Origin of the sequence: Collinsella aerofaciens, from assembly GCF_015558785.1 — a bacterium.
Lineage (GTDB): Bacteria > Actinomycetota > Coriobacteriia > Coriobacteriales > Coriobacteriaceae > Collinsella > Collinsella aerofaciens_P.
On the sequence record NZ_JADMOP010000009.1, the window covers coordinates 37,159 to 56,397 of the forward strand.

Below are 19,239 nucleotides of genomic sequence, written 5' to 3' on the forward strand. Positions count from 1 at the left end.
GGGACCGAAAAACAAAAAAGACGGGGCTCGCAATGCGAACCCCGTCTTTAAAGAAATCTGGCGAGAAAGCCTGATTACTTGAGGGTGACAGCAGCGCCAGCAGCCTCGAGCTTCTCCTTGGCAGCCTCGGCGTCCTCCTTCTTGGCACCCTCGAGAACAGCCTTGGGAGCGCCCTCGACGACCTCCTTGGCCTCCTTCAGGCCAAGGTTGGTGAGCTCACGGACGGCCTTGATGACCTGGATCTTGTTGTCGCCGAAGCCCTCGAGCACGACGTCAAACTCGGTCTTCTCCTCGGCCTCAGCAGCGCCAGCAGCGGGAGCGGCGACAACAGCGGCAGGAGCAGCGGCGGAAACGCCGAAGGTGTCCTCGATAGCCTTGACGAGCTCGGAAGCCTCGAGAAGGGTCATTTCCTTAAGAGCATCGATGATCTCATCGGTGGTAAGCTTAGCCATTTCTAAGTCCTTTCGGTTTCCGTGTCTGTGCACGGAGATCAGTTAAAACACGACGCGAACGCGCCAGGGGTGCGGCGTTGCCGCCGCGGGTGAAAACAGCAACTAGGCTGCCTTCTGCTCGGAGACCTGCTGGATCGAACGAGCGAGACCAGAGGAAACGCCGTTGACGCAGACAGCGATGTCGCGAGCGAAACCGGAGATGAGACCGGCGATCTGGCCGAGAAGCTGATCCTTGGTGGGCAGCTCGGCGATAGCCTTAACATCATCAGCGGAAACGGCCTTGCCGTCGGAGATACCGCCCTTGATCTCAAGGACGCCCTTGGACTTAGCGGAGAAGTCCTTAAGGGCCTTAGCGGCCTCGACCGGCTCGGACTCGTAGAACACATAAGCGACGGGACCGGCGAGAATCTCGTCGAGCTCGGGCTGCTCCTGGTTCTTGAGGGCGATCTTGACCAGGTTGTTCTTGTAGACCTTCATCTCGGCGCCGCACTCGCGAAGCTGATGACGCAGCTCCTGAGCCTGCTTAACCGTCAGACCGTTGTAGTTGACGACGAACAGACCGGCGTTCTCGGCGATACGGGACTCGATCTCTGCAACCTTGTCGATTTTGTACTGCTGGGGCATGAATTACACCTCCTCGAATTCTTTCCGGGCACGGTCCGCCACAAGGACGTGACGGGGGCATGTCCAAAAAGAAAGCCCCCGCGCTGCATGAGCGACGGGGGCGAGAAGACATATCTACTCGACCACCTCGGCTGGCGGGATGTCCCATTAAGCTCGCGGGCGATGCCCGTTTGCACCGGCTGTCTCTGGCAGCGGATTCGTGCGTGAACCGAAAGTATTATGGCGGGGACCCCGGCGTCGGTCAATGGAAACCCTGGCTGCACACAATTCCACCATCCGGCACGCGTCGCCGAAGGCCAGGGTTGCCGTTGGCCGGCGCGCCCCACTCATAATGCTTGGGTCGGTGGGCTGATGTGTTGCGTCCCTGATGGCTACAGGGTTGAAACGAAGTTGGACAGGCGGCGGAGACCTTCGTCCAGGTTTTCATCGCTTACGCAGTAGCTGAGGCGGATGTGGCCTTCGGTGCCGAAACAGTCGCCCGGGACTAGGGCTACGTTTGCTTCTTTGATGGCTTTGATGCAGAAGTCTTCGCTGGTTAGGCCGAACTTTTTGATGCTCGGGAAAGTATAGAAGGCTCCTGCGGGCTCTACTACGTCGAGGCCCATGGCGTCTAGGGCTGTGAGTACGCGCTCGCGACGGGCTCGGTAGACTTCGAGCATGGGGGTTGGGTTGACGGTCAGGGCTCGGGCCGCGGCGTCCATCTCGAAGGAGACGGCGCTCGATACTAGGTATTGGTGAGCCTTGGCGATCTCGGCGATGACGGGCCCTGCCGCTGCAAGCCAGCCCAAGCGCCAGCCGGTCATAGCCCAGGGCTTGGAGAAGCTCTCGATGACGACCGTCTGCTCACGCAGCTCCGGGTGACGCTGGGCAAAGCGCTCGTAGCCATCCACATAGACCAGGCGGTTGTATACGTCGTCGCAGACCACGTAGATGCCCGCCTCCTCCGCCACGCGCGCCACGGCGTCGAGCGACGCCGCGTTGAGGATGCAACCCGTGGGATTGTTGGGCGAGCAGATGACGATGGCCTTGGTCGCCGGCGTCACGCAGGCACGAAGCGCCTCCTCATCAATCTGAAATTGCGCAGGCTCCGTATCCAAAAAGACCGCTTTGGCGTGATTGGCCACGACGATGCTCTCGTACAGGCCAAAGGCCGGCGTGGGGATGATGACCTCGTCGCCGGGGTTGAGCATAGCCATGAATGTTGCCGACAGGGCCTCGGTCGCGCCGTCGGTTAGGATGACCTCGTCGGCCGAAAACGTAAGGCCCGCGTCCCCCATGTAGGCAGATAACGCCTCACGCAAGGCGGGGCGACCGTTGTTGGGCGGATAGTGCGTGTCACCGCGGTCCAGTGCGGCGATCACCTCGGCACTAATCACATCGGGCGTGGGAAAATCGGGCTCGCCAAGCGCAAGCGCGATGCACCCCGGGTGCTGGGCGGCGAGCGCGTTAATCCGGCGGATACCGGAGGGCTTGAGCATGGCAAGCGAGGTATTCATGGGCAGACGCATGGCGTTCCTTTCGTAAGGGTTGCACTAGGATAGCGCGGCGGGGCGCCACCAGACGGTGTAACCTAAACGGAAACGAGCCGGAAAGGAGATGGCATGGAGACAATCGCGCGTGGCGACGTACCAAAAACACTACAAACCATTGCGTATATCAGTATTCCCAAGAGCGCCGATCTTGAGTTTTTGCTCTGGGACTTGCAGGATGCCATCGCCGCCTATGCTCAGCTTTCTGGCACCGCGCTCCCCCGCCCAGTCGACTTGAAGGCAAATGACGCCGGCAGCGTTGCCGATGGCATCGTGCTGGCCATTGAAGATGTGGCTGACGATGAGACGTTGACAGCTATCGAGCAGGCGCTTGAGCGCTTTGGCAGTACGGGAGCGCGTGTCTATGCCGTGATTCGAGCCGCACAACGGGGCGCTGAGCAGGCGCGTGGGACCGCCGTTCGCCTGCACAAGGCATGTGAGCGCCATGACCAATTGTGGTGTGGCGGCGTTGCCATCTGCGCCGGCAGCGGCATCGCAGCGCTTCGCCATTCCCCACGCATGGGCCTCTTGCGCCGACCATTTTCGGAAGCGATAGATAAGCTTGTGGGCGCTGTGCGCATGGGCTGCTCCGTCGAGCATGCACAGCGACTTGGCGGCGGCAATGCCGCCAACGTCGACGCCGACGGCATGGTTTGCGCCGAGCCAGCCGTGCCCGCGCCGATCTGGCACGCCGTTATGAGGCATCTTGCCGAGCACTCAAACTGCTAAATCGAAAAAGCCTGCCAATCAACGGCTTCACTCCAGCGCTCGACAAGGCGTTCCAGACGCCACGCCGCATTGGCGGGACTTGTCGACGGCAGAACGATGGCCGGCAGCCCGGTGCGCTCTTGTAGATAGCGCTTGTAGAGCCGGCCAGCTGTACCACCGTTGCATATCACCTGCTCAATGGGAGCTGCGCCGGTAATGCGCTCGATATGTGCCGGCACAACGTTGCGGATGCTCGCGTCGCTCGAGCCCTTAATGTCGCAGCTCTCGATTGCATCCCACAGGGCCACGCCGCCGTTCAGCAGCATGGCCCGCTTGGCGGCAATGGAGGCATCGAGCGTCGCGGGCTCACCGCTTGCCAAAGGATCGCCCTCGTTGGGCGGCACAGGCATACCGAGGCACGTGGCCATCACACGCCAAAAGCGATTCTGAGGGTTGCCGTAATAAAAGGCATTAGCGCGCGACAGCACCGAGGGAAACGATCCGAGCACCAAAACGCGCGAGTGCTGGTCGAACACGGGCTCAAACCCATGCTCAATATGTTGATAGCCCTCGTCAGACGCTGCCATGGCCTAGGCCCTCAACAGATAGCGCACCTCGTAGGGCGCAAGCTCAAGGGAGCCCGCCAGCTCGACCGTGGGCACGCCGTCGGCAAGCAAATCGACAAAGGAGCCGTTGAGCTCGCCGGCGCCAAAGGTGTAAGGCTCGTCCACGGCGTTCACCGCCACGAGCACCGTCGCGTCGTCGCAGGCGCGCTCGAACAGCAGCTGCTTGTTCTGGATCACCACATTGCGATAGGCACCGTAGTTGAGAGCACGGGCCGCCGCGTCGTTTGCCGAGCGCAGGTGCGCCAGCTGCGTGATGAAGGCCGTCAGCTCGTTGGGCGCAGGCTCATCGAGCGCAGGGCGCAGCGCCCAGTCGCCATCGGGGCCGCCCTTTTCACCAGCAATTCCCCACTCGCTGCCATAGTAGACGCACGGAATGCCCGGCATGCCAAAGAGCATGCCATAGGCGGGACGCAGGCACGACTTGTCGGTGAGGATGCTTGCCAGGCGCGGCACGTCGTGGTTGTCGACAAACGACAGCAGGTGTTTGCCGCGGTAGACGCACCAGGGGTCGCCGCCAAACTGGCGATGCAGCGAATGGGCGATCTCGAACATGTTGACCGAGTTAAAGCTGGAGTACAGGCCCTTGTAGCACTCGTAGTTGGTGCAGGAGTCGAGCATCTCGTCGTTGACGATTTGGTTGTAGTCGCCGTGGAGCGTCTCGCCAATCAGCACAAAGTCGGGCTTGAGCTCACGGGTAAAAGCGTGCAGGCGGCGCATGAAGTCGCGGTCGAGCATATAGGCAACGTCCAAGCGCAGGCCGTCGACGCCAAAGACCTCGGCCCAGCGACGCACGGACTCAAGCAGGTAATTGACCACGGCGGGGTTTTGCAGGTTGAGCTTCACAAGCTCAAAATGGCCCTCCCAGCCCTCATACCAAAAGCCGTCGCCGTAGCACGAGTCACCGTCAAAGCTGATGTGGAACCAATCCTTGTACGGCGAATCCCACTTGCGCTCCTGCACATCGCGGAAGGCCCAAAAACCGCGGCCGACGTGGTTGAAGACGGCATCGAGCACCACGCGGATACCGTGGGCATGCAGTGTGTCGCACACGGCGGCAAAGTCGACATCCCCACCCAGGCGGCGGTCGATATGGCGCAGGCTGCGCGTATCGTAGCCGTGGCTATCGGACTCGAGCGGCGGGTTGATGAGCACAGTGCCAACGCCGAGTTCCTGCAGGTAGTCGGCCCATTTGGCAATCTTCATGATGGGCGCATCGGGGCTAGCTGTGGCATCGGCGGCCTGGGCGAGCTCATCCTCGGCAACGGGGGCGGCGTTTTCGCGCGGAGCTCCACAAAAGCCCAGCGGATAGATCTGATAGAACGTCGTCTCGTATGCCCACATAGCAACCTCCCGGTAAGCTCAACACAACGACATCCATTGTATGCCTGCCGTGCATCCCCTCCCCCAAAATAAGTTGCGGTGGAATAGTTCCTGCTTGAGCCTTCAAAGGCCTTAAACAGGAACTATTCCACCGCAACTGATGAGGGGACGTGGCTAGGCGACGGGCTTGGCGCGGCGGATGGCTGGGAACATCACCGTGATGGCGAGGATAACGCCCACGACGGCAATCGCCCCGCCCGCGAAGCCGATCCAAGCGATACCGGGACCCGAAACCACGGCGCCGCCGATTGCGGTGCCCGTGCCAATACCGAGGTTAAACAGGCCCGAGAAGATCGACATGGCGACGGCTGACGAATCTGCCGGCGTGTGCTTGATGAGCTCGGCCTGGAACGCCACATTGAAGGCCGTGGCGCAGCAGCCCCACAGTGCGCAGACGGCAAGCACTGTCACGAGCGACGATGCGGCCGGCCCCATGAGCAGCAGGGCCACCGGCACGCCGGAGAGCGTAATAGCAAGGAACGGAAAACGGTGCCCGTCGAACAGGCGGCTGAACAGCCAGCTGCCCACCAAGCCGGAACAGCCAAACGCCGTCAGCGTCATGGTGATGGCGCCCGCATCGACGTGCGCGACCTGCGCCAGGAAGGGCTCGATATAGCTGTAGCTTGCGTAATAGCCGGTCGCCATGAAGACCGTGACTGCGTAGAGCGCGATGAGGAGCGGGTTCTTGAGCAGCTCGGGCAGCTGTTTGACGGTAAAGCGCTCACCCGCCGGCATGGCCGGGAACACCGCTGCCTGGTAGACGACCGCGATGGCTGAGAGGCCCCCGACCACGGCAAACGTCATGCGCCAGCCCACGGCCAAGCCAATGGCGCGACCGAGAGGCAGGCCAAAGATCTGCGCGATGGACGAGCCCGTGGCGATCATGCTGATGGCGAGCGCGCCGTGGCGAGTGTCGACCAGGCGCGAGGCCATAATCGAGGCGACTGACCAGAACACGGCATGTGCGCAAGCGACCACCAGGCGCGCGCAGACCAGGATGGGATAGGTCGGCGCCACAGCGGACAGGAACTGACCGAGCGAGAACACGGCCAGCACGCCCAGCAGCATCCGCTTGAACTCGAAGCGCGAGGCAAACACCATGAGCGGCAACGACAGCAGCATGACGCCCCAGGCATAGACCGAGATCATGATGCCAGCTTGGGCCTCGGTGAGCGAAAACGATGCAGCGATGTCGGTCAGCAGGCCGATGGGCATGAACTCCGACGTGTTGAACACGAACGCGCAGCAGGTGAGCCCGATGAGCGGGAGCCACTGCCTGAGCGTGATGCCGTCTTGCTTTGTTTGAGCCATATAGGAAAACCTCTCCGATTATCTTGAGCGGTGGGCGATTATAGCAATGAGAAGTCTATAAAATGAGCAACAAAAGAATTCTTGGAAAACGATTGTTAACAAACGGCGCGCCAATTCTGCTTAGAAAGCAAGGTACGCAGGAACTCAATGTCGAAAACGCGGCTTCATCTTCGGGCTATCGATCCTGCTCGGATACGCACAAGGACACCCCCATGAGCACGTCAATTTCGAGCCAACTCGCAACCGCACAATGAACTAGCAAAAGCAGCATATAAGCAAACGCCCCATAATAAAGTCCCTCATGCACAAGCGCCGTCACTGAAAGTGCCGACGGCAGCGCCGCACTCGAAACTACCCATCCAACAAGAACCTGGATAGCGCAACTTGCAACCAGGTTCCATGCCACCAGCAGCGTTGCGGGACGCGCGATTTCTCTCCAGGAGGAACGAAGCACCGTGACCGAACGCATGATGTAGCGTGGTGCAAACCGAATGCCTCGTAGTCCCCTCTGCTCCACGTCCGCATCTTCAATTAACACGAATACGAACGACGCGGAAAGAAGCGTCACGATTACTGCCACCACAAGCGAGCACAACACCCCGAGCTGACTGCTCGCAAGCGAGGCAAAGACTACAATTGCCGATAAAATCAAGTGAACCAAATAAATTAGCAGCGCCCCAGAAATCTGGAGGGGAACCGTCGAGGCCAAGAGATAAACCGGAGGGGTTCGAGCAGGTTGCACCGTCTCTTTGGACCGGTCGACGGCAAATAATGAAAAAGCCACATTCGATAGAAGCAGGTTTAAAAAGGCCGCGACCACAGTGCAAATAAGCGTAATGGACGGATTGATATAGGCGAGCTCAGTTGCAACGTTTGATACACCAATTTGAAGCGCGCTCATAACAAACAAGGGGATATATAACGCCATCGTGCAGCCACTCCGGCATTCCTTCGCCCGATCGCCCGATTCCAGAAAGACATTGAAGTTCTCTCGCAAGTTCACTCTATACCCGTTTTCTTACTAAGCAGGGCGAACGGGCGCCAATATAAACGCCGGTCCGCCCATCCATAATTTCTAGTTTTAACGTCCAGACTAGTCTGTCCAGCCGTCGATGTAGTCGCGGTTAAGCTCAAAGTACTGCGCGGCGATATCTTTCGCCAAGGAGTACGAATTAACGAGCGGGTGCATCGCGAGGCTCTCGACAATGTCGCGCTTCGATCGGTTAACGATGCCACGCGCCACGGTGCGCTCGTAGTATTTGACGCGACGAATCAATTCGAGGTTTCCCGCGGGCACAGAATCGGCTTCGACGCGATGCGGCACGCAGCCATCGGTGGAGATATCGCACGTTGACTCAATGACATCTGTATCGAGAAGGCCGGGGATGGCGCCATTGTTGGGGGTGCACAGGATCATCTGCTGCGTCTTGCCAGAGCGAGCAATATCCATGAAGCGGAGCGCGACACCTGCGTATCCGCCAGCATCTTTGCCGTACACGTCAAACGTCCACGGCTTGTCGCGATGAATACCCGTCTCGGCCGCCATGTAGTTGTTTTCGCGCATTCCGTACCACTTCTCAAAGCACGCGAGGCCTTTTTCGAAGTCGTTCTCAATATCGATAGATGCAAGCTCGCTCGTCATTTCTCGATTAATTTCTTCGATTAGTTCACCGCGCGTCTGGGGCGAAGAGAGAACGTTGGCAACGGCGCGCTCGCGATAGTAGAAATAGTATAGGTACTCATTTGGCACGCATCCGCGATTTAGGACGAGGTCCTTCTCGAAGAACCTAAGATCTGTATGAGCATATGCCCCGTCGTCGTGGATCAAGTCGGACATGATGTCCTCGCCGTCAACCGTCACATTGCGGAAGAACGAGAGGTGGTTGAGTCCATAGCACTCGCCCTGAACCGATGCGGGATCAACGCCTTTATACTCGGCAAACTGATGCAACATGCCCGAGGGAGCATCGCAAATGCCATAAGTAAAATCATAGCCCATATCGCGTAGGGCCTGAGATACGACGCCAGCGGGATTAGTAAAGTTAAACACCTTGACGTCCGGCTTTGCGTACTTCTTGATTAACTCGCAATACGAAGCAAGCGCAGGGACGGAGCGCATGGCAAAAGACACGCCGGCTGCGCCAGTCGTCTCTTGGCCAAGAACCCCATGCGAAAGAGCAATGCGCTCATCGCGAACGCGCATATGGTCCCCACCGACGCGAATCGTCGTGATCACGTAATCGGCGTCCTTAACGGCCTCGACTGCATCGCCCGTCAGTGAAAAATTAAGCGTGGGGCAAAGCATGCCCGAGACATGGGCGGCAAGGCCACCGTAGATGCGCAGCTTCTCGGGATCATTGTCCATAAACACAAGTTCGTCGATTCCAAGCGATGACGCCTGCTGGGCTATGCTCTTTGCCAAAAACATGGAGCGGACGCCACCGCCACCTATGACCGTAAGTTTCATATCGAAACCCCCAATTAGCACATTCAATATTGCATGGTTCGCCTGTGTTTGGATATTGTATCCAGCATGGAGGGCCGCTTCCCGCCCCGGTTGCAAGGCGGGAAAGGAATTCCCCAAGGAGTTATTATTTACGCAACGGAAGCGGCCACACACGTCCGGCGGGAAGGAAGCACCGATGGTTGATAAAAAGCAGATTTCCAAGCTCTACTCAGCCGCAAAGCTATCCGAAACCGAGCAAAGCGTACTCGAATACCTACTCAACAATATCGACACCCTCGATGATATTGGCATAAAACCCGTCGCCATGGCATGCTTTACCAGCATGACGACAGTCATCAGGCTTTCGAAAAAGCTCGGCTACCGTGGCTACCGCGAAATGATGTACGATCTCAAGCACCTTCAGCATGTCTCCCGCGAAATGAATCAATCACTCAAAGACAGTAGCGTCCACTTCGTATGTCACACCGGAGATGTAGACGTATTCATCGCCGCACTGCATCGCAACAGAATGATCGGAGTAAACGGAGAGGGCTTCTCACGCATCGTTGCGCAGTACATGGCGACTAAGCTCGTTGGACTTGGCTTTTTGGCCGTCATACAGGACTTCCTAGAGACCGATCAGTTTGTCGAATCCAACCGAAATACGCTCAGCTGCATGATGCTCATATCCAAATCGGGCCAGACAGAAGCCATCCTGGAAACCGCAAGGGCATGCCACGACGCGGGCATTACGACCCTCGCGTTTACCGGCAACGAAGACAGCGAGCTCGCCAAGACGGCAGACGCGATCTTTACGATACATGACGATCACCCAATGGATCTTAAGAACGTTAAGCCTAACTGCTTTACCGGAAGTTGTATTCTCGCATTCGAAGAACTATTGAGTATCTGCCTTGACAATCTAAAACAAGAAGGCCTGGCCCCCTAAATCATGCGATAGGAAGCCAAGCCCTGGAATTGCGCTATGCAATTGAAAGCCACTTGCGCGTTTTACTCGTCACCGAGAACTTCGTGCACCTCAGAAGCGACTTCGCCGACACGAGGACCGTAAATGACCTGGATTGCCTTGTCGCTCAGGCGGATAACGCCCATAGCTTCAAGATTCTTGGTGAACACCTCGTCGTCTGCAACCTTAGAACCATCCTTGACAATCACGCGAAGACGTGAGATGCAGTTATCAAGATCATCAATGTTGTCGGCTCCACCAAGCGCTTCGACAATGCCAACAGCAAGCGCGCTGTCCTTGGCCGCACGGCCCTGGACTGCCTTCTCGGGAGTGCTATCAGACTCGCCCTTTGCCTCAGCGGCCTCTGCCTCGAACTCGGCTCTGCTGTTGATCAACTCAATATCGTCACCATCGTCTCGACCGGGCGTCTTGATATCGAACTTAGTAATAAAGAACCGGAAGAGGAAGAAAGCTGCCAGGAAAAAGGCGGGGAGCAGGATAAGGTATGGAAGCAGATTAAGCTTCTCGGGGCGGAATAAGAATGGGATCAGGTCCTTGATATTTCCCTGGTACACCGAAACGCCCATTGCCTCCGAGAGAACTTCACCCAGTCCGGAAAGCGGAGCGTAAACGCCAAAGTAGAGCCAGGGGGCGGCAAACAGGAACGTAAAGAGAATAGGCTCCGTAACGCCAAAGAAAACAGTCGAAATCACTGCGGGGATTAAAAGACCAGCAACCTTCTTGCGGTTCTGGGGCTTGGCACAAGACCACATAGCAAGGGCGATGCCCGGGAACAACGCGTAATCGTTAATGCCATAGCCAGCCATGAAGGCCCTAACCAAGAGCTTGTCACTGCTGGGAGAAGCGAGCTGTGCAAGCTGAATGGCGCTATTGCCCACCACGCGCGTTCCATCGACGACCATGGAGCCGCCAAGCTCAGTCCAATACATGGGCGTCTCGAGCAACGGATGCAAGCCAAACGGCACAAGGCTCTCGAGCACCCAGCGATAGACAAACGTACCGACCAGACCGGAGCCTTTCACGAACGTCGCAATACCCGAGAAGCATCCACCGATGACGGGCCAGACGAAGTACATAATGCCGCCCAGGATGCCACCGGCGATCAGCGATACAATGGGGACCGTTCGACTGCCCGCAAAAAACGCCAGCGCCGTTGGAAGCTTGGTCTTGTAAAAGCGGCCGGTGATCCAGGCGACCAGGCAGCCCACGATAATGCCGCCAAAGACACCAGAGCTGTAGCCAAAAAAGCCGAGCGAGGTAGTGTAGAGTGCGGACTGCTCACTCGCCTGAATGGACGTAAGGCCGACCTTCTGAAGAGCTTCCACCGTTGTATTGTCGGCAGCCAAGCCAGCTGCTCCAAGCAGAATCTCAACCGTCTTGAGCATGGTGAGATAGCAGACAAGGGCAGAAAAGGCAGCCCAGCCCTTCTCTTTGCGAGACAAGGAGAAGGCGCAGCCGACAGCAAACAAAACACCGAGGTTTCCAATGATTACCTCGCCGAGACCCTTAAATACCGAGAAGAACGTAAAGAGCGGCGAAGCGGCATACCAGTCCCAATTAACGCCAAGGGACACAAGGGTCAGTTCGGTCGTAAAAACGCTACCGATACCCAAAAAGAGACCGGAAATGGCAATGAGCGTAATCGGAACGAGCATTGCCTTTCCGAACGATTGGAATTATTCTTTCATCAATTCCCTCCTCAATGAGCCTCTACAAACGACTATTGCACCCCACGTCCCCACACAGGCGAAACGGAAGACATGCTCGGCAATAGACACAAAGTGATTGTAGAAAGGGGCACAAAAAATGTGCATCGGCATCGCGTAATGCGGTTAAATCGACCGACGATTGCAAGTATTTACGAATCCGCAAACGGCAGCAAATAGGCAGCGAACGGCAACCTGCAGCGTAGGACAGTCCCCGCAGGCCGACAATTACCGGTATTTTGGCTCATATTTGTTTAATTGTTGCTCGCCCAAAAGCGCGGAGCATCAACGCGCCCCTAAGCCAGCCCCAGCAATATGCCCGCCGAATGCACGACAAACGCCACGATCCAGGCGACCGTCACTTGAAACGCGAACACGGCAACGGCGTAGCGCGCGCCCAGCTCGCTCTTGACGGCGCCGATGGCTGCCACACAGGGCGGGTACAGCAGCGTAAAGACCAGGAACACATAGGCAGTGAACGGCGAAAACATGGTCGACAGTGCCGCGGGCGAGGTCGCGCCCAAAAGCACCGTGAGGGTCGAGATGACACTCTCCTTGGCGATAAGTCCGGTGACGAGCGCCGTGGATGCACGCCAGTCGCCAAACCCAAGCGGCGTCAGCGCCGGCGCAATGATGCTGCCGAGACCCGCAAGCAGACTCTGCGACTGATCGGCGACCACATTAAAGCGGATGTCGAACGTCTGAAGGAACCAGATGACCACGGTAGCGGCAAAGATAATGGTAAAGGCCTTGGTAATAAAGTCTTTGGCCTTATCCCATGCCAGCATCACCGTCGTCTTGACGCTCGGCAGACGGTAATTGGGCAGCTCCATGATAAACGGCACCGGGTCGCCCTTAAATGCCGTGCGGTTGAGTACCAAAGCCGCGATACAGCCAACCGCAATGCCGATCAGATAGAGCGAGACCATGGCGGGAACCGTCGCCTGTGGGAAAAACGCCCCGCACAGCAGACCATAGACCGGCAACTTGGCCGAGCAGCTCATGAACGGCGTGAGCATGACCGTCATCTTGCGGTCGTGCTCGGATGGGAGCGTACGGGTCGACATGATAGCCGGCACGGTGCAGCCAAACCCGACGAGCATGGGTACAAAGCTGCGGCCCGACAGGCCAAAACGACGCAGCACCTTATCCATGACAAAGGCGACGCGCGCCATGTAGCCCGAGTCTTCCAGAATGGAGAGGAACAAGAAGAGCACGACGATAATCGGCAGGAAGGTCAGCACACTGCCCACGCCCGTAAGCACGCCGTCGACAGCCAGCGAGCGCACCACGTCGTTGGTGCCGAACGCCTTGAGGCCCGCATCGGCCGAGGCGATGATAGCAGCGATACCGTCCTCCATGAGTCCCTGCAACGCCGCGCCGATCACGCCAAACGTCAGCCAAAAGACGAGGCCCATGATCACCAGGAACGCCGGAATGGCCGTGTAGCGACCCGTCAGGATGCGGTCGATCTTGACGGAGCGCACGTGCTCGCGGCTTTCGTGCGGTTTGACGACGCAGCGCCCGCACACGTCGCCGATAAAGCTAAAGCGCATATCGGCCAGCGCGGACAGGCGGTCGGTGCCGGCCTCGCCCTCCATCTGGGTAATGATGTGCTCGATAGCGTCGAGCTCGTTGCGATCCAGGTGAAGCGCCTCGGTCACCAGCTCGTCGCCCTCAACCAGCTTGGTCGCCGCAAAGCGCACCGGGATGTGCGCCGTCACGGCATGGTCCTCGATCAGGTTGGCAATGCCGTGGATGCAGCGATGCAGTGCGCCGCCGTCCGATCCATCGGGCGCACAGAAGTCCAGGCGACCGGGGCGCTCGCGGAACCGCGCCACGTGCAAGGCATGATCCACCAGCTCGCCGATACCCTCGTTGCGGGCAGCGCTAATGGGAACAACAGGCACGCCCAACAGGCTCTCGAGCAGATTGACGTCCACGGCGCCGCCGTTGGCCGTCACCTCGTCCATCATGTTGAGCGCGATGACCATGGGGCGGTCGAGCTCCATAAGCTGCAGCGTCAGGTACAGGTTACGTTCGATGTTGGTGGCGTCGATGATGTCGATGATGGCGTCGGGGTTTTCGTCCAAGATGAATTGGCGGCTGACGATCTCTTCGCCCGTGTACGGCGACAGGGAGTAAATGCCGGGCAGATCGGTAACGCTTGCCTCGGGATGGTTACGGATGGTGCCGTCCTTGCGGTCGACCGTCACGCCAGGAAAGTTACCGACGTGCTGGTTGGAGCCCGTAAGCTGGTTGAACAGCGTGGTCTTACCGCAGTTTTGGTTGCCGGCGAGGGCAAAATGCAGCGGTGCGCCCTCGGGCACGGCCGTTTTTGCCGCACGGGGCGAATACATCCCCTCGCCGAGTGCCGGATGCTCCGTCGTTCCGATTGCGGCGTTGGCGCGCGGACCGGTATCGGTGTCGTGCACATCCACGAGCTCAATGCGTGCGGCATCATCCTTGCGCAGCGTCAACTCGTAGCCACGCAGACAAATCTCGAGCGGGTCGCCCATGGGGGCGTACTTCATCATGGTGACTTCGGTGCCCGGCGTTAGGCCCATGTCCAAAATATGCTGTCGGAGTGCCTGGTCGTCCGATGCCACCGATGCGACAACGGCGTCCTTTCCAATCTCGAGCGTATCGAGCTTCACGTCCGTGTTCCTCCCCCGGCGCCCACAGGGCGTTGCATTTATGTTCACCTTGGCTAACCGTTTGCCACGGCTAACCAATTTAACCATGCATGATAGCGCGAACACACAACGATGTTCAATCAGCAAATTGGCGCAATGGGGACAGGCAGGAGAGTTCAGGGCCATAGTTTCCCGATGAGGCCTCTCGGGAAAACTACATCCCAGAATTCCGGCTCGAAACGGGATATGGTTTCCCAAACAGGCCTCTTACGGAAAATGCATCCCGGAATCCCCGCTCGAAACGGGACGCGCTTTCCCAGTCGAGGCCCTATGGGAAACTGCGTCCCACCTTGAAAGGCAAAACTGGGGCGCAGTTTCCGGACGGGGCATCAAAAACGAAGTTGCGGTGGAATAGTTCCTGGATGGGCTGGTTGATGCCCCAGATAGGAACTATTTCACCGCAAGTTATTGAAGAGCTTGGATGCCGGGACTCTTACAGATGGCGCTCGAGGAAGCGGAAGGCCAGGCGGATCCAGGGACGGACGGAAACCTGCTTGTCCTCGTTGTCAACCGCGGTGTTGGCGTTGCCGAGCGAAAGGCCATGACCACCCTGGTCGAAGACGTGCATCTCGCATGCAACGCCCTCCTCGGCCATGCGCTGCGCAAACGGGTAGACCTGCGCGATCGGCGCCGTCTTGTCGTCGGACACGCCCCACACAAAGGTCGGTGGCATCTGACGCGAAACATGCGTGGTGGGGCAGATGTCGGCCAGATGCTCGTCAGTTGCCTCGCCGCCCGTCACCATCGACAGGTAGTCGTTGAGCAAATCGCGCCCCGTCTTGCCACCCGTCTTGGGCACACGCAAGTCAATGCGCGGATCGCGCGTCTGCATGTCGCGCACATAGGCAAAGTCGAGCAATGGATAGCCCAGCACCACGGCATCGGGACGAATGTCGTCCGGACGCGCCCCGGCAAGTGCCGCAAAGGGGCCGGTCTTCCACTGTGTTGCCAGCGAGGCGCAAATCATGCCGCCAGCAGAAAAGCCCACGACGCACACGCGCTTAGGATCGACATGCCACTCGTCGGCGTTGGCGCGCACCGTGGCGACCATCTTGGCAAGATCTGCCTGGGGATGCGGAAAGCTCACGTCACCCGTAGAACTCGTGACATAGTTGAGCACAAAGGCCTGGTAACCGTGATCCAAAAACGCAAACGCCACAGGATCCTGCTCATGCGGAGCGATATGCGTAAACGCACCTCCGCCACAGATAATCACCGCGGGGCGGCGGCCATTCGGTTTATCGGGCAACGGCTCGGCACCCAAATACGTAAACGTCGCCGGATAATCCTCGGTCGGCTCCTCGCCCCACAGCGCATGGTTCTCGACAATCATATGTGCTCCCTTCGCGCAAATTATGCGCCCTTGTTTTTCGCCTTCAAGCGTACCCCACTTGAACCCGTGGCGCAGAAACACTCCGGCAATAAGTTTCCCTTCAACTGATATATCACATAATCCCAGTTCAGAGGTATCGTTGAGCAGCGTAGAATAGGGGCGTTGACTAAGCCGCGAAACACATGTGAAACGTTTCCGGCAAACCAAACGCGCGATATGCGCCTATTTAAGTTGGAGGCAACTATGGGTCTGCTCGATTCGCTTAAGTCCACCTTCACCTCGACCGGCGAGGCGTCCGTTCCGCCCGCAGCAAGCTTCGCTACCCGCGAAGGCGTCATCTATGCCCCCGTCAACGGCGTGCTCGTCAACCTGAACGAGGTTCCCGACGAGACGATCGCCTCGGGCATGCTTGGCCAGGGCTATGGCATCGAGCCCATTACCGGCACCATCTATGCGCCCGCCAACGGCCGCATCGGTGCCACCACTGTCACCAACCACTCCATCGGCATGATCACCGAGGACGGTCTGCGCGTGTTCATCCATGTTGGCCTGGGCACCGTGGAAATGAACGGCAAGGGTTTTGCCCGCTTTGTCGAGATGGGCGATGTGGTCAAGGCAGGCCAGCCGCTCATCAGCTTCGACCGCGAGGCCATTAAGGCCGCTGGTCACGAGGACATCGTGACCGTCATCGTCTCCGAGCTCGATCGTCTTAAGAGCATCGACCATGTCGGCGAGTCTGGAACGCTTATCGGCGGCAACCCGCTCGTCAAGCTTGGCGACCCGCTGCTGGTTGCCAAGACCAAGTAGCCAGGCCCCACGCCACACAGCCAAAAGGCACCTCGTCAAGCGCCCACGACCATTTGGCCGCGGGCGCTTTTCGTTTGAAAAACCATCCCGCCAATGCCTTATCTGTATAGCCCAAATGAGCCGAGCTGCTAGAATATCGAACTGTATGGATAACTATCATTCAACCGTTATGGGAGGATACGTGAACCGCACCAAAATCGCGCAGCTCTATGCCGATGCCGAGCCGCTCGGCGGCCAGACCGTCACCGTCGCCGGCTGGGTCAAGTCCGTCCGCGACATGAAGAACTTTGGCTTCGTTACGCTCAACGACGGCAGCTGCTTCCGCGACCTGCAGGTCGTCATGAACCGCGAGGCACTCGACAACTACGACGAGATCGCCCATCAAAACGTCTCGGCCGCACTCATTTGCACCGGCACCGTCAAGCTGACCCCCGATGCGCCCCAGCCTTTCGAGCTTTCTGCCACCTCCATCGAGGTCGAGGGCGTCAGCGCCCCGGATTACCCGCTGCAGAAGAAGCGCGCAACCGTCGAGTTCCTGCGCACCCAGCAGCACCTGCGCCCGCGCACCAACCTGTTCCGCGCCGTGTTCCGCATCCGCTCTGTCGCGGCTGCCGCCATCCACCGCTTCTTCCAGGAGCAGGGCTTTGTCTACGTCAACACCCCCATCATCACCACGAGTGACTGCGAGGGCGCCGGCGAGATGTTCCGCGTGACCACGCTCGACCCCAAAAATCCGCCCCTCACCGAGTCCGGCGAGGTCGACTGGAGCCAGGACTTCTTTGGCAAGCATGCAAGCCTCACCGTGTCCGGCCAGCTCAATGCCGAGAACTTTGCCATGGCCTTTGGCGACGTGTACACCTTTGGCCCCACCTTCCGCGCCGAAAACTCCAACACCACGCGCCACGCCGCCGAGTTTTGGATGATCGAGCCCGAGATGGCCTTCGCCGACCTCAACGACTACATGGACAACGCCGAGGCCATGCTCAAGTACGTCCTTAAGGACGTTATGGCCACCTGCCCCGACGAGCTCAATATGCTCAACAAGTTTGTGGACAAGGGTCTGCTCGAGCGCCTGGACCATGTCGCCAACTCCGACTTTGCCCGCGTTACCTACACCGAGGCCGTCGAGATCCTGGAGCAGGCAGTCGCCGACGGCCACAAGTTCGACTACCCCGTGAGCTGGGGCATCGACCTGCAAACCGAGCACGAACGCTTCCTGACCGAGGAGCACTTTAAGCGCCCGACCTTCGTGACCGACTACCCGGCCGAGATCAAGGCATTCTACATGCGCATGAACGAGGACGGCAAGACCGTCGCCGCCGCCGACTGCCTGGTTCCCGGTATCGGCGAGATTATCGGCGGCTCCCAGCGCGAGGAGCGCCTGGATCTGCTCGAGGCCCGCATCAAGGACCTGGGCATGAATCCCGAGCAGTACAAGTACTACCTTGACCTGCGCCGCTACGGTTCCTGCAAGCACGCCGGCTACGGTCTGGGCTTCGAGCGCTTGGTCATGTATCTGACCGGCGTGGGCAACATCCGCGACGTCCTGCCGCACCCGCGCACCGTGGGCAACGCCGACTTCTAATCGTCGGACGCTAGCTCGCGTCGCCACACGCCAACGCTCATCGCACAAGCGTCTCTCGACATCGGTCGAGAGACGCTTTTTTCAACAGCATCCGTCAAGCTTTTGGCAAGTTTTTGGTCAGTTGAGTAGGGCTGTTGAAAACTCAACCCGCCGTTTGCCGACGACTACCGACCGCCCAGAGCGCCCTGCGCCCCTGGGAAAGCCCCGCGTCCTAGGCTCCATACCGTCGCCACCCAAAACGGAAAGGACGTGGGCACGATGACCGAAGCCGCTGTTGAAACCTACGACACCACGACGAGAGGCGCCGCCTCGATGGCAGCCTATCGCGCCGTTCGCATCCTGCAGCTCTTGAGCGAAAACACCGGCGAAGACAAGGCCATACTTTCCGATGAGCTGATCCGGCGCCTCTCCCATCCCGACGACCCCGCCCGCATGCCCATCTCGGCGGCGCGGCGCAGCATCTACACCGCCATCTCCGCGCTTCGCCATGCCGGATACGAAATTGAGTACAAACGCGGCGTGGGCTACAAACTTCTTACCCGCCCGCTCACCGATGAAGAGATCATCCGGCTCCACGGTATGGTCATGCGCAACCGCTCCACGCCTATCGCTATCCGCAAGAGCATGGCGCAGCACTTAGTTGCCATGGCGAGCGCCGACGTTCGCGGCTACCTCGATACACCCGAACCCGCTCCAAGCGCAGGCAGCAAGGCTACCAAGGCAACACGCACGCCCATCAAGCGCATCGACACGTGCGAGCTCGTCGAGCAGGCCATCGACCACGGAACCACGGTGAGTTTTGATATTTCGAGCGTCACGACACGCGGCGAAACCGAAGCAGCACGGATGACACTCCGTCCCTTTGCCATCAGGCAGCGCGATGGCATCTCGTATCTGCTGGGAACGGTCTACGACGCCCGAGGCACCGACGATACGCTGCGCACCGTCGAGATCGCCCGTATGAGAAACGTCAGCACGCGCCTGCTCGACGGCAAGAAGCTCTTCGCCGCCCTAGACGAGGACGACGCCTCCTCCGCCGCATAAGACC

At 58.9% G+C, this 19,239-nt stretch carries 16 protein-coding genes; 5 read left to right on the plus strand and 11 right to left on the minus strand.

What is annotated here, in order from left to right; translation table 11 throughout:
- Positions 1-74 precede the first annotated feature (74 nt).
- From rplL to I2G40_RS05665, 3 genes are all read right to left on the minus strand, one after another.
- Entirely contained in the window at positions 75-452 is a 378-nt protein-coding gene (rplL, locus tag I2G40_RS05655; RefSeq protein ID WP_006235005.1) for a 50S ribosomal protein L7/L12, read from the minus strand.
- A 102-nt stretch (positions 453-554) separates the two neighbouring features.
- Positions 555-1,076: a 50S ribosomal protein L10 gene (rplJ, locus tag I2G40_RS05660; protein WP_006235004.1), complete on the minus strand. Its 522-nt coding sequence runs from the start codon at positions 1,074-1,076 to the stop codon at positions 555-557.
- A 371-nt stretch (positions 1,077-1,447) separates the two neighbouring features.
- Complete coding sequence (locus I2G40_RS05665) at positions 1,448-2,584, minus strand: pyridoxal phosphate-dependent aminotransferase (protein WP_195544443.1); 1,137 nt, start codon at positions 2,582-2,584, stop codon at positions 1,448-1,450.
- Between the two features lie 93 nt (positions 2,585-2,677).
- Here I2G40_RS05665 and I2G40_RS05670 point away from each other — a divergent pair, with 93 nt between their 5' ends.
- Positions 2,678-3,334, plus strand: a complete 657-nt coding sequence (locus I2G40_RS05670) for a hypothetical protein (protein WP_195544444.1) — start codon at positions 2,678-2,680, stop codon at positions 3,332-3,334.
- Here the strand turns inward: I2G40_RS05670 and I2G40_RS05675 are convergent.
- The 5 genes from I2G40_RS05675 to I2G40_RS05695 form a co-directional block, all read right to left on the minus strand.
- Entirely contained in the window at positions 3,331-3,900 is a 570-nt protein-coding gene (locus tag I2G40_RS05675) for a uracil-DNA glycosylase family protein (RefSeq protein ID WP_195544445.1), read from the minus strand. The genes I2G40_RS05670 and I2G40_RS05675 overlap by 4 nt on opposite strands.
- Positions 3,901-3,903: 3 nt before the next feature.
- On the minus strand, positions 3,904-5,280 hold the full coding sequence (locus I2G40_RS05680) for an alpha-amylase family glycosyl hydrolase (protein ID WP_195544446.1): 1,377 nt from the start codon (positions 5,278-5,280) through the stop codon (positions 3,904-3,906).
- Positions 5,281-5,433: 153 nt separating this feature from the next.
- Positions 5,434-6,630 carry an MFS transporter gene (locus tag I2G40_RS05685; RefSeq protein ID WP_117646074.1) on the minus strand — a complete coding sequence of 399 codons (1,197 nt, stop codon included), beginning with the start codon at positions 6,628-6,630 and terminating at the stop codon, positions 5,434-5,436.
- Between the two features lie 175 nt (positions 6,631-6,805).
- Positions 6,806-7,627: a hypothetical protein gene (locus I2G40_RS05690; protein ID WP_138113115.1), complete on the minus strand. Its 822-nt coding sequence runs from the start codon at positions 7,625-7,627 to the stop codon at positions 6,806-6,808.
- Positions 7,628-7,723: 96 nt separating this feature from the next.
- The gene (locus I2G40_RS05695; RefSeq protein WP_117646072.1) at positions 7,724-9,097 is read right to left on the minus strand and encodes a family 4 glycosyl hydrolase; all 1,374 of its coding nucleotides are present in this window, start codon (positions 9,095-9,097) and stop codon (positions 7,724-7,726) included.
- A gap of 175 nt (positions 9,098-9,272) precedes the next feature.
- On the opposite strand from I2G40_RS05695, the gene I2G40_RS05700 reads away from it, so the two are divergent.
- A complete protein-coding gene (locus I2G40_RS05700) occupies positions 9,273-10,025 on the plus strand; it encodes a MurR/RpiR family transcriptional regulator (protein WP_158550125.1) in 753 nt (250 codons plus the stop codon).
- 62 nt (positions 10,026-10,087) lie between these two features.
- Here the strand turns inward: I2G40_RS05700 and I2G40_RS05705 are convergent, their stop codons facing one another.
- The 3 genes from I2G40_RS05705 to I2G40_RS05715 all read right to left on the minus strand — a co-directional run bounded on the left by I2G40_RS05705 (position 10,088) and on the right by I2G40_RS05715 (position 15,799).
- Positions 10,088-11,719, minus strand: coding sequence for a PTS transporter subunit EIIC (locus I2G40_RS05705; protein ID WP_195544447.1), 1,632 nt, complete (start codon positions 11,717-11,719; stop codon positions 10,088-10,090).
- Positions 11,720-12,066: 347 nt separating this feature from the next.
- Complete coding sequence (gene feoB, locus I2G40_RS05710; RefSeq protein ID WP_195544448.1) at positions 12,067-14,427, minus strand: ferrous iron transport protein B; 2,361 nt, start codon at positions 14,425-14,427, stop codon at positions 12,067-12,069.
- A 472-nt stretch (positions 14,428-14,899) separates the two neighbouring features.
- Positions 14,900-15,799, minus strand: a complete 900-nt coding sequence (locus tag I2G40_RS05715) for an alpha/beta hydrolase (protein ID WP_195544449.1) — start codon at positions 15,797-15,799, stop codon at positions 14,900-14,902.
- 243 nt (positions 15,800-16,042) lie between these two features.
- Here I2G40_RS05715 and I2G40_RS05720 point away from each other — a divergent pair, with 243 nt between their 5' ends.
- The 3 genes from I2G40_RS05720 (at position 16,043) to I2G40_RS05730 (ending at position 19,235) form a co-directional block, all read left to right on the plus strand.
- Complete coding sequence (locus I2G40_RS05720; protein ID WP_040359007.1) at positions 16,043-16,606, plus strand: PTS sugar transporter subunit IIA; 564 nt, start codon at positions 16,043-16,045, stop codon at positions 16,604-16,606.
- A 181-nt stretch (positions 16,607-16,787) separates the two neighbouring features.
- Positions 16,788-18,191, plus strand: coding sequence for an asparagine--tRNA ligase (gene asnS / locus I2G40_RS05725; protein ID WP_324252574.1), 1,404 nt, complete (start codon positions 16,788-16,790; stop codon positions 18,189-18,191).
- Positions 18,192-18,449: 258 nt separating this feature from the next.
- Positions 18,450-19,235, plus strand: a complete 786-nt coding sequence (locus tag I2G40_RS05730; RefSeq protein ID WP_195544450.1) for a hypothetical protein — start codon at positions 18,450-18,452, stop codon at positions 19,233-19,235.
- Positions 19,236-19,239: the final 4 nt, after the last annotated feature.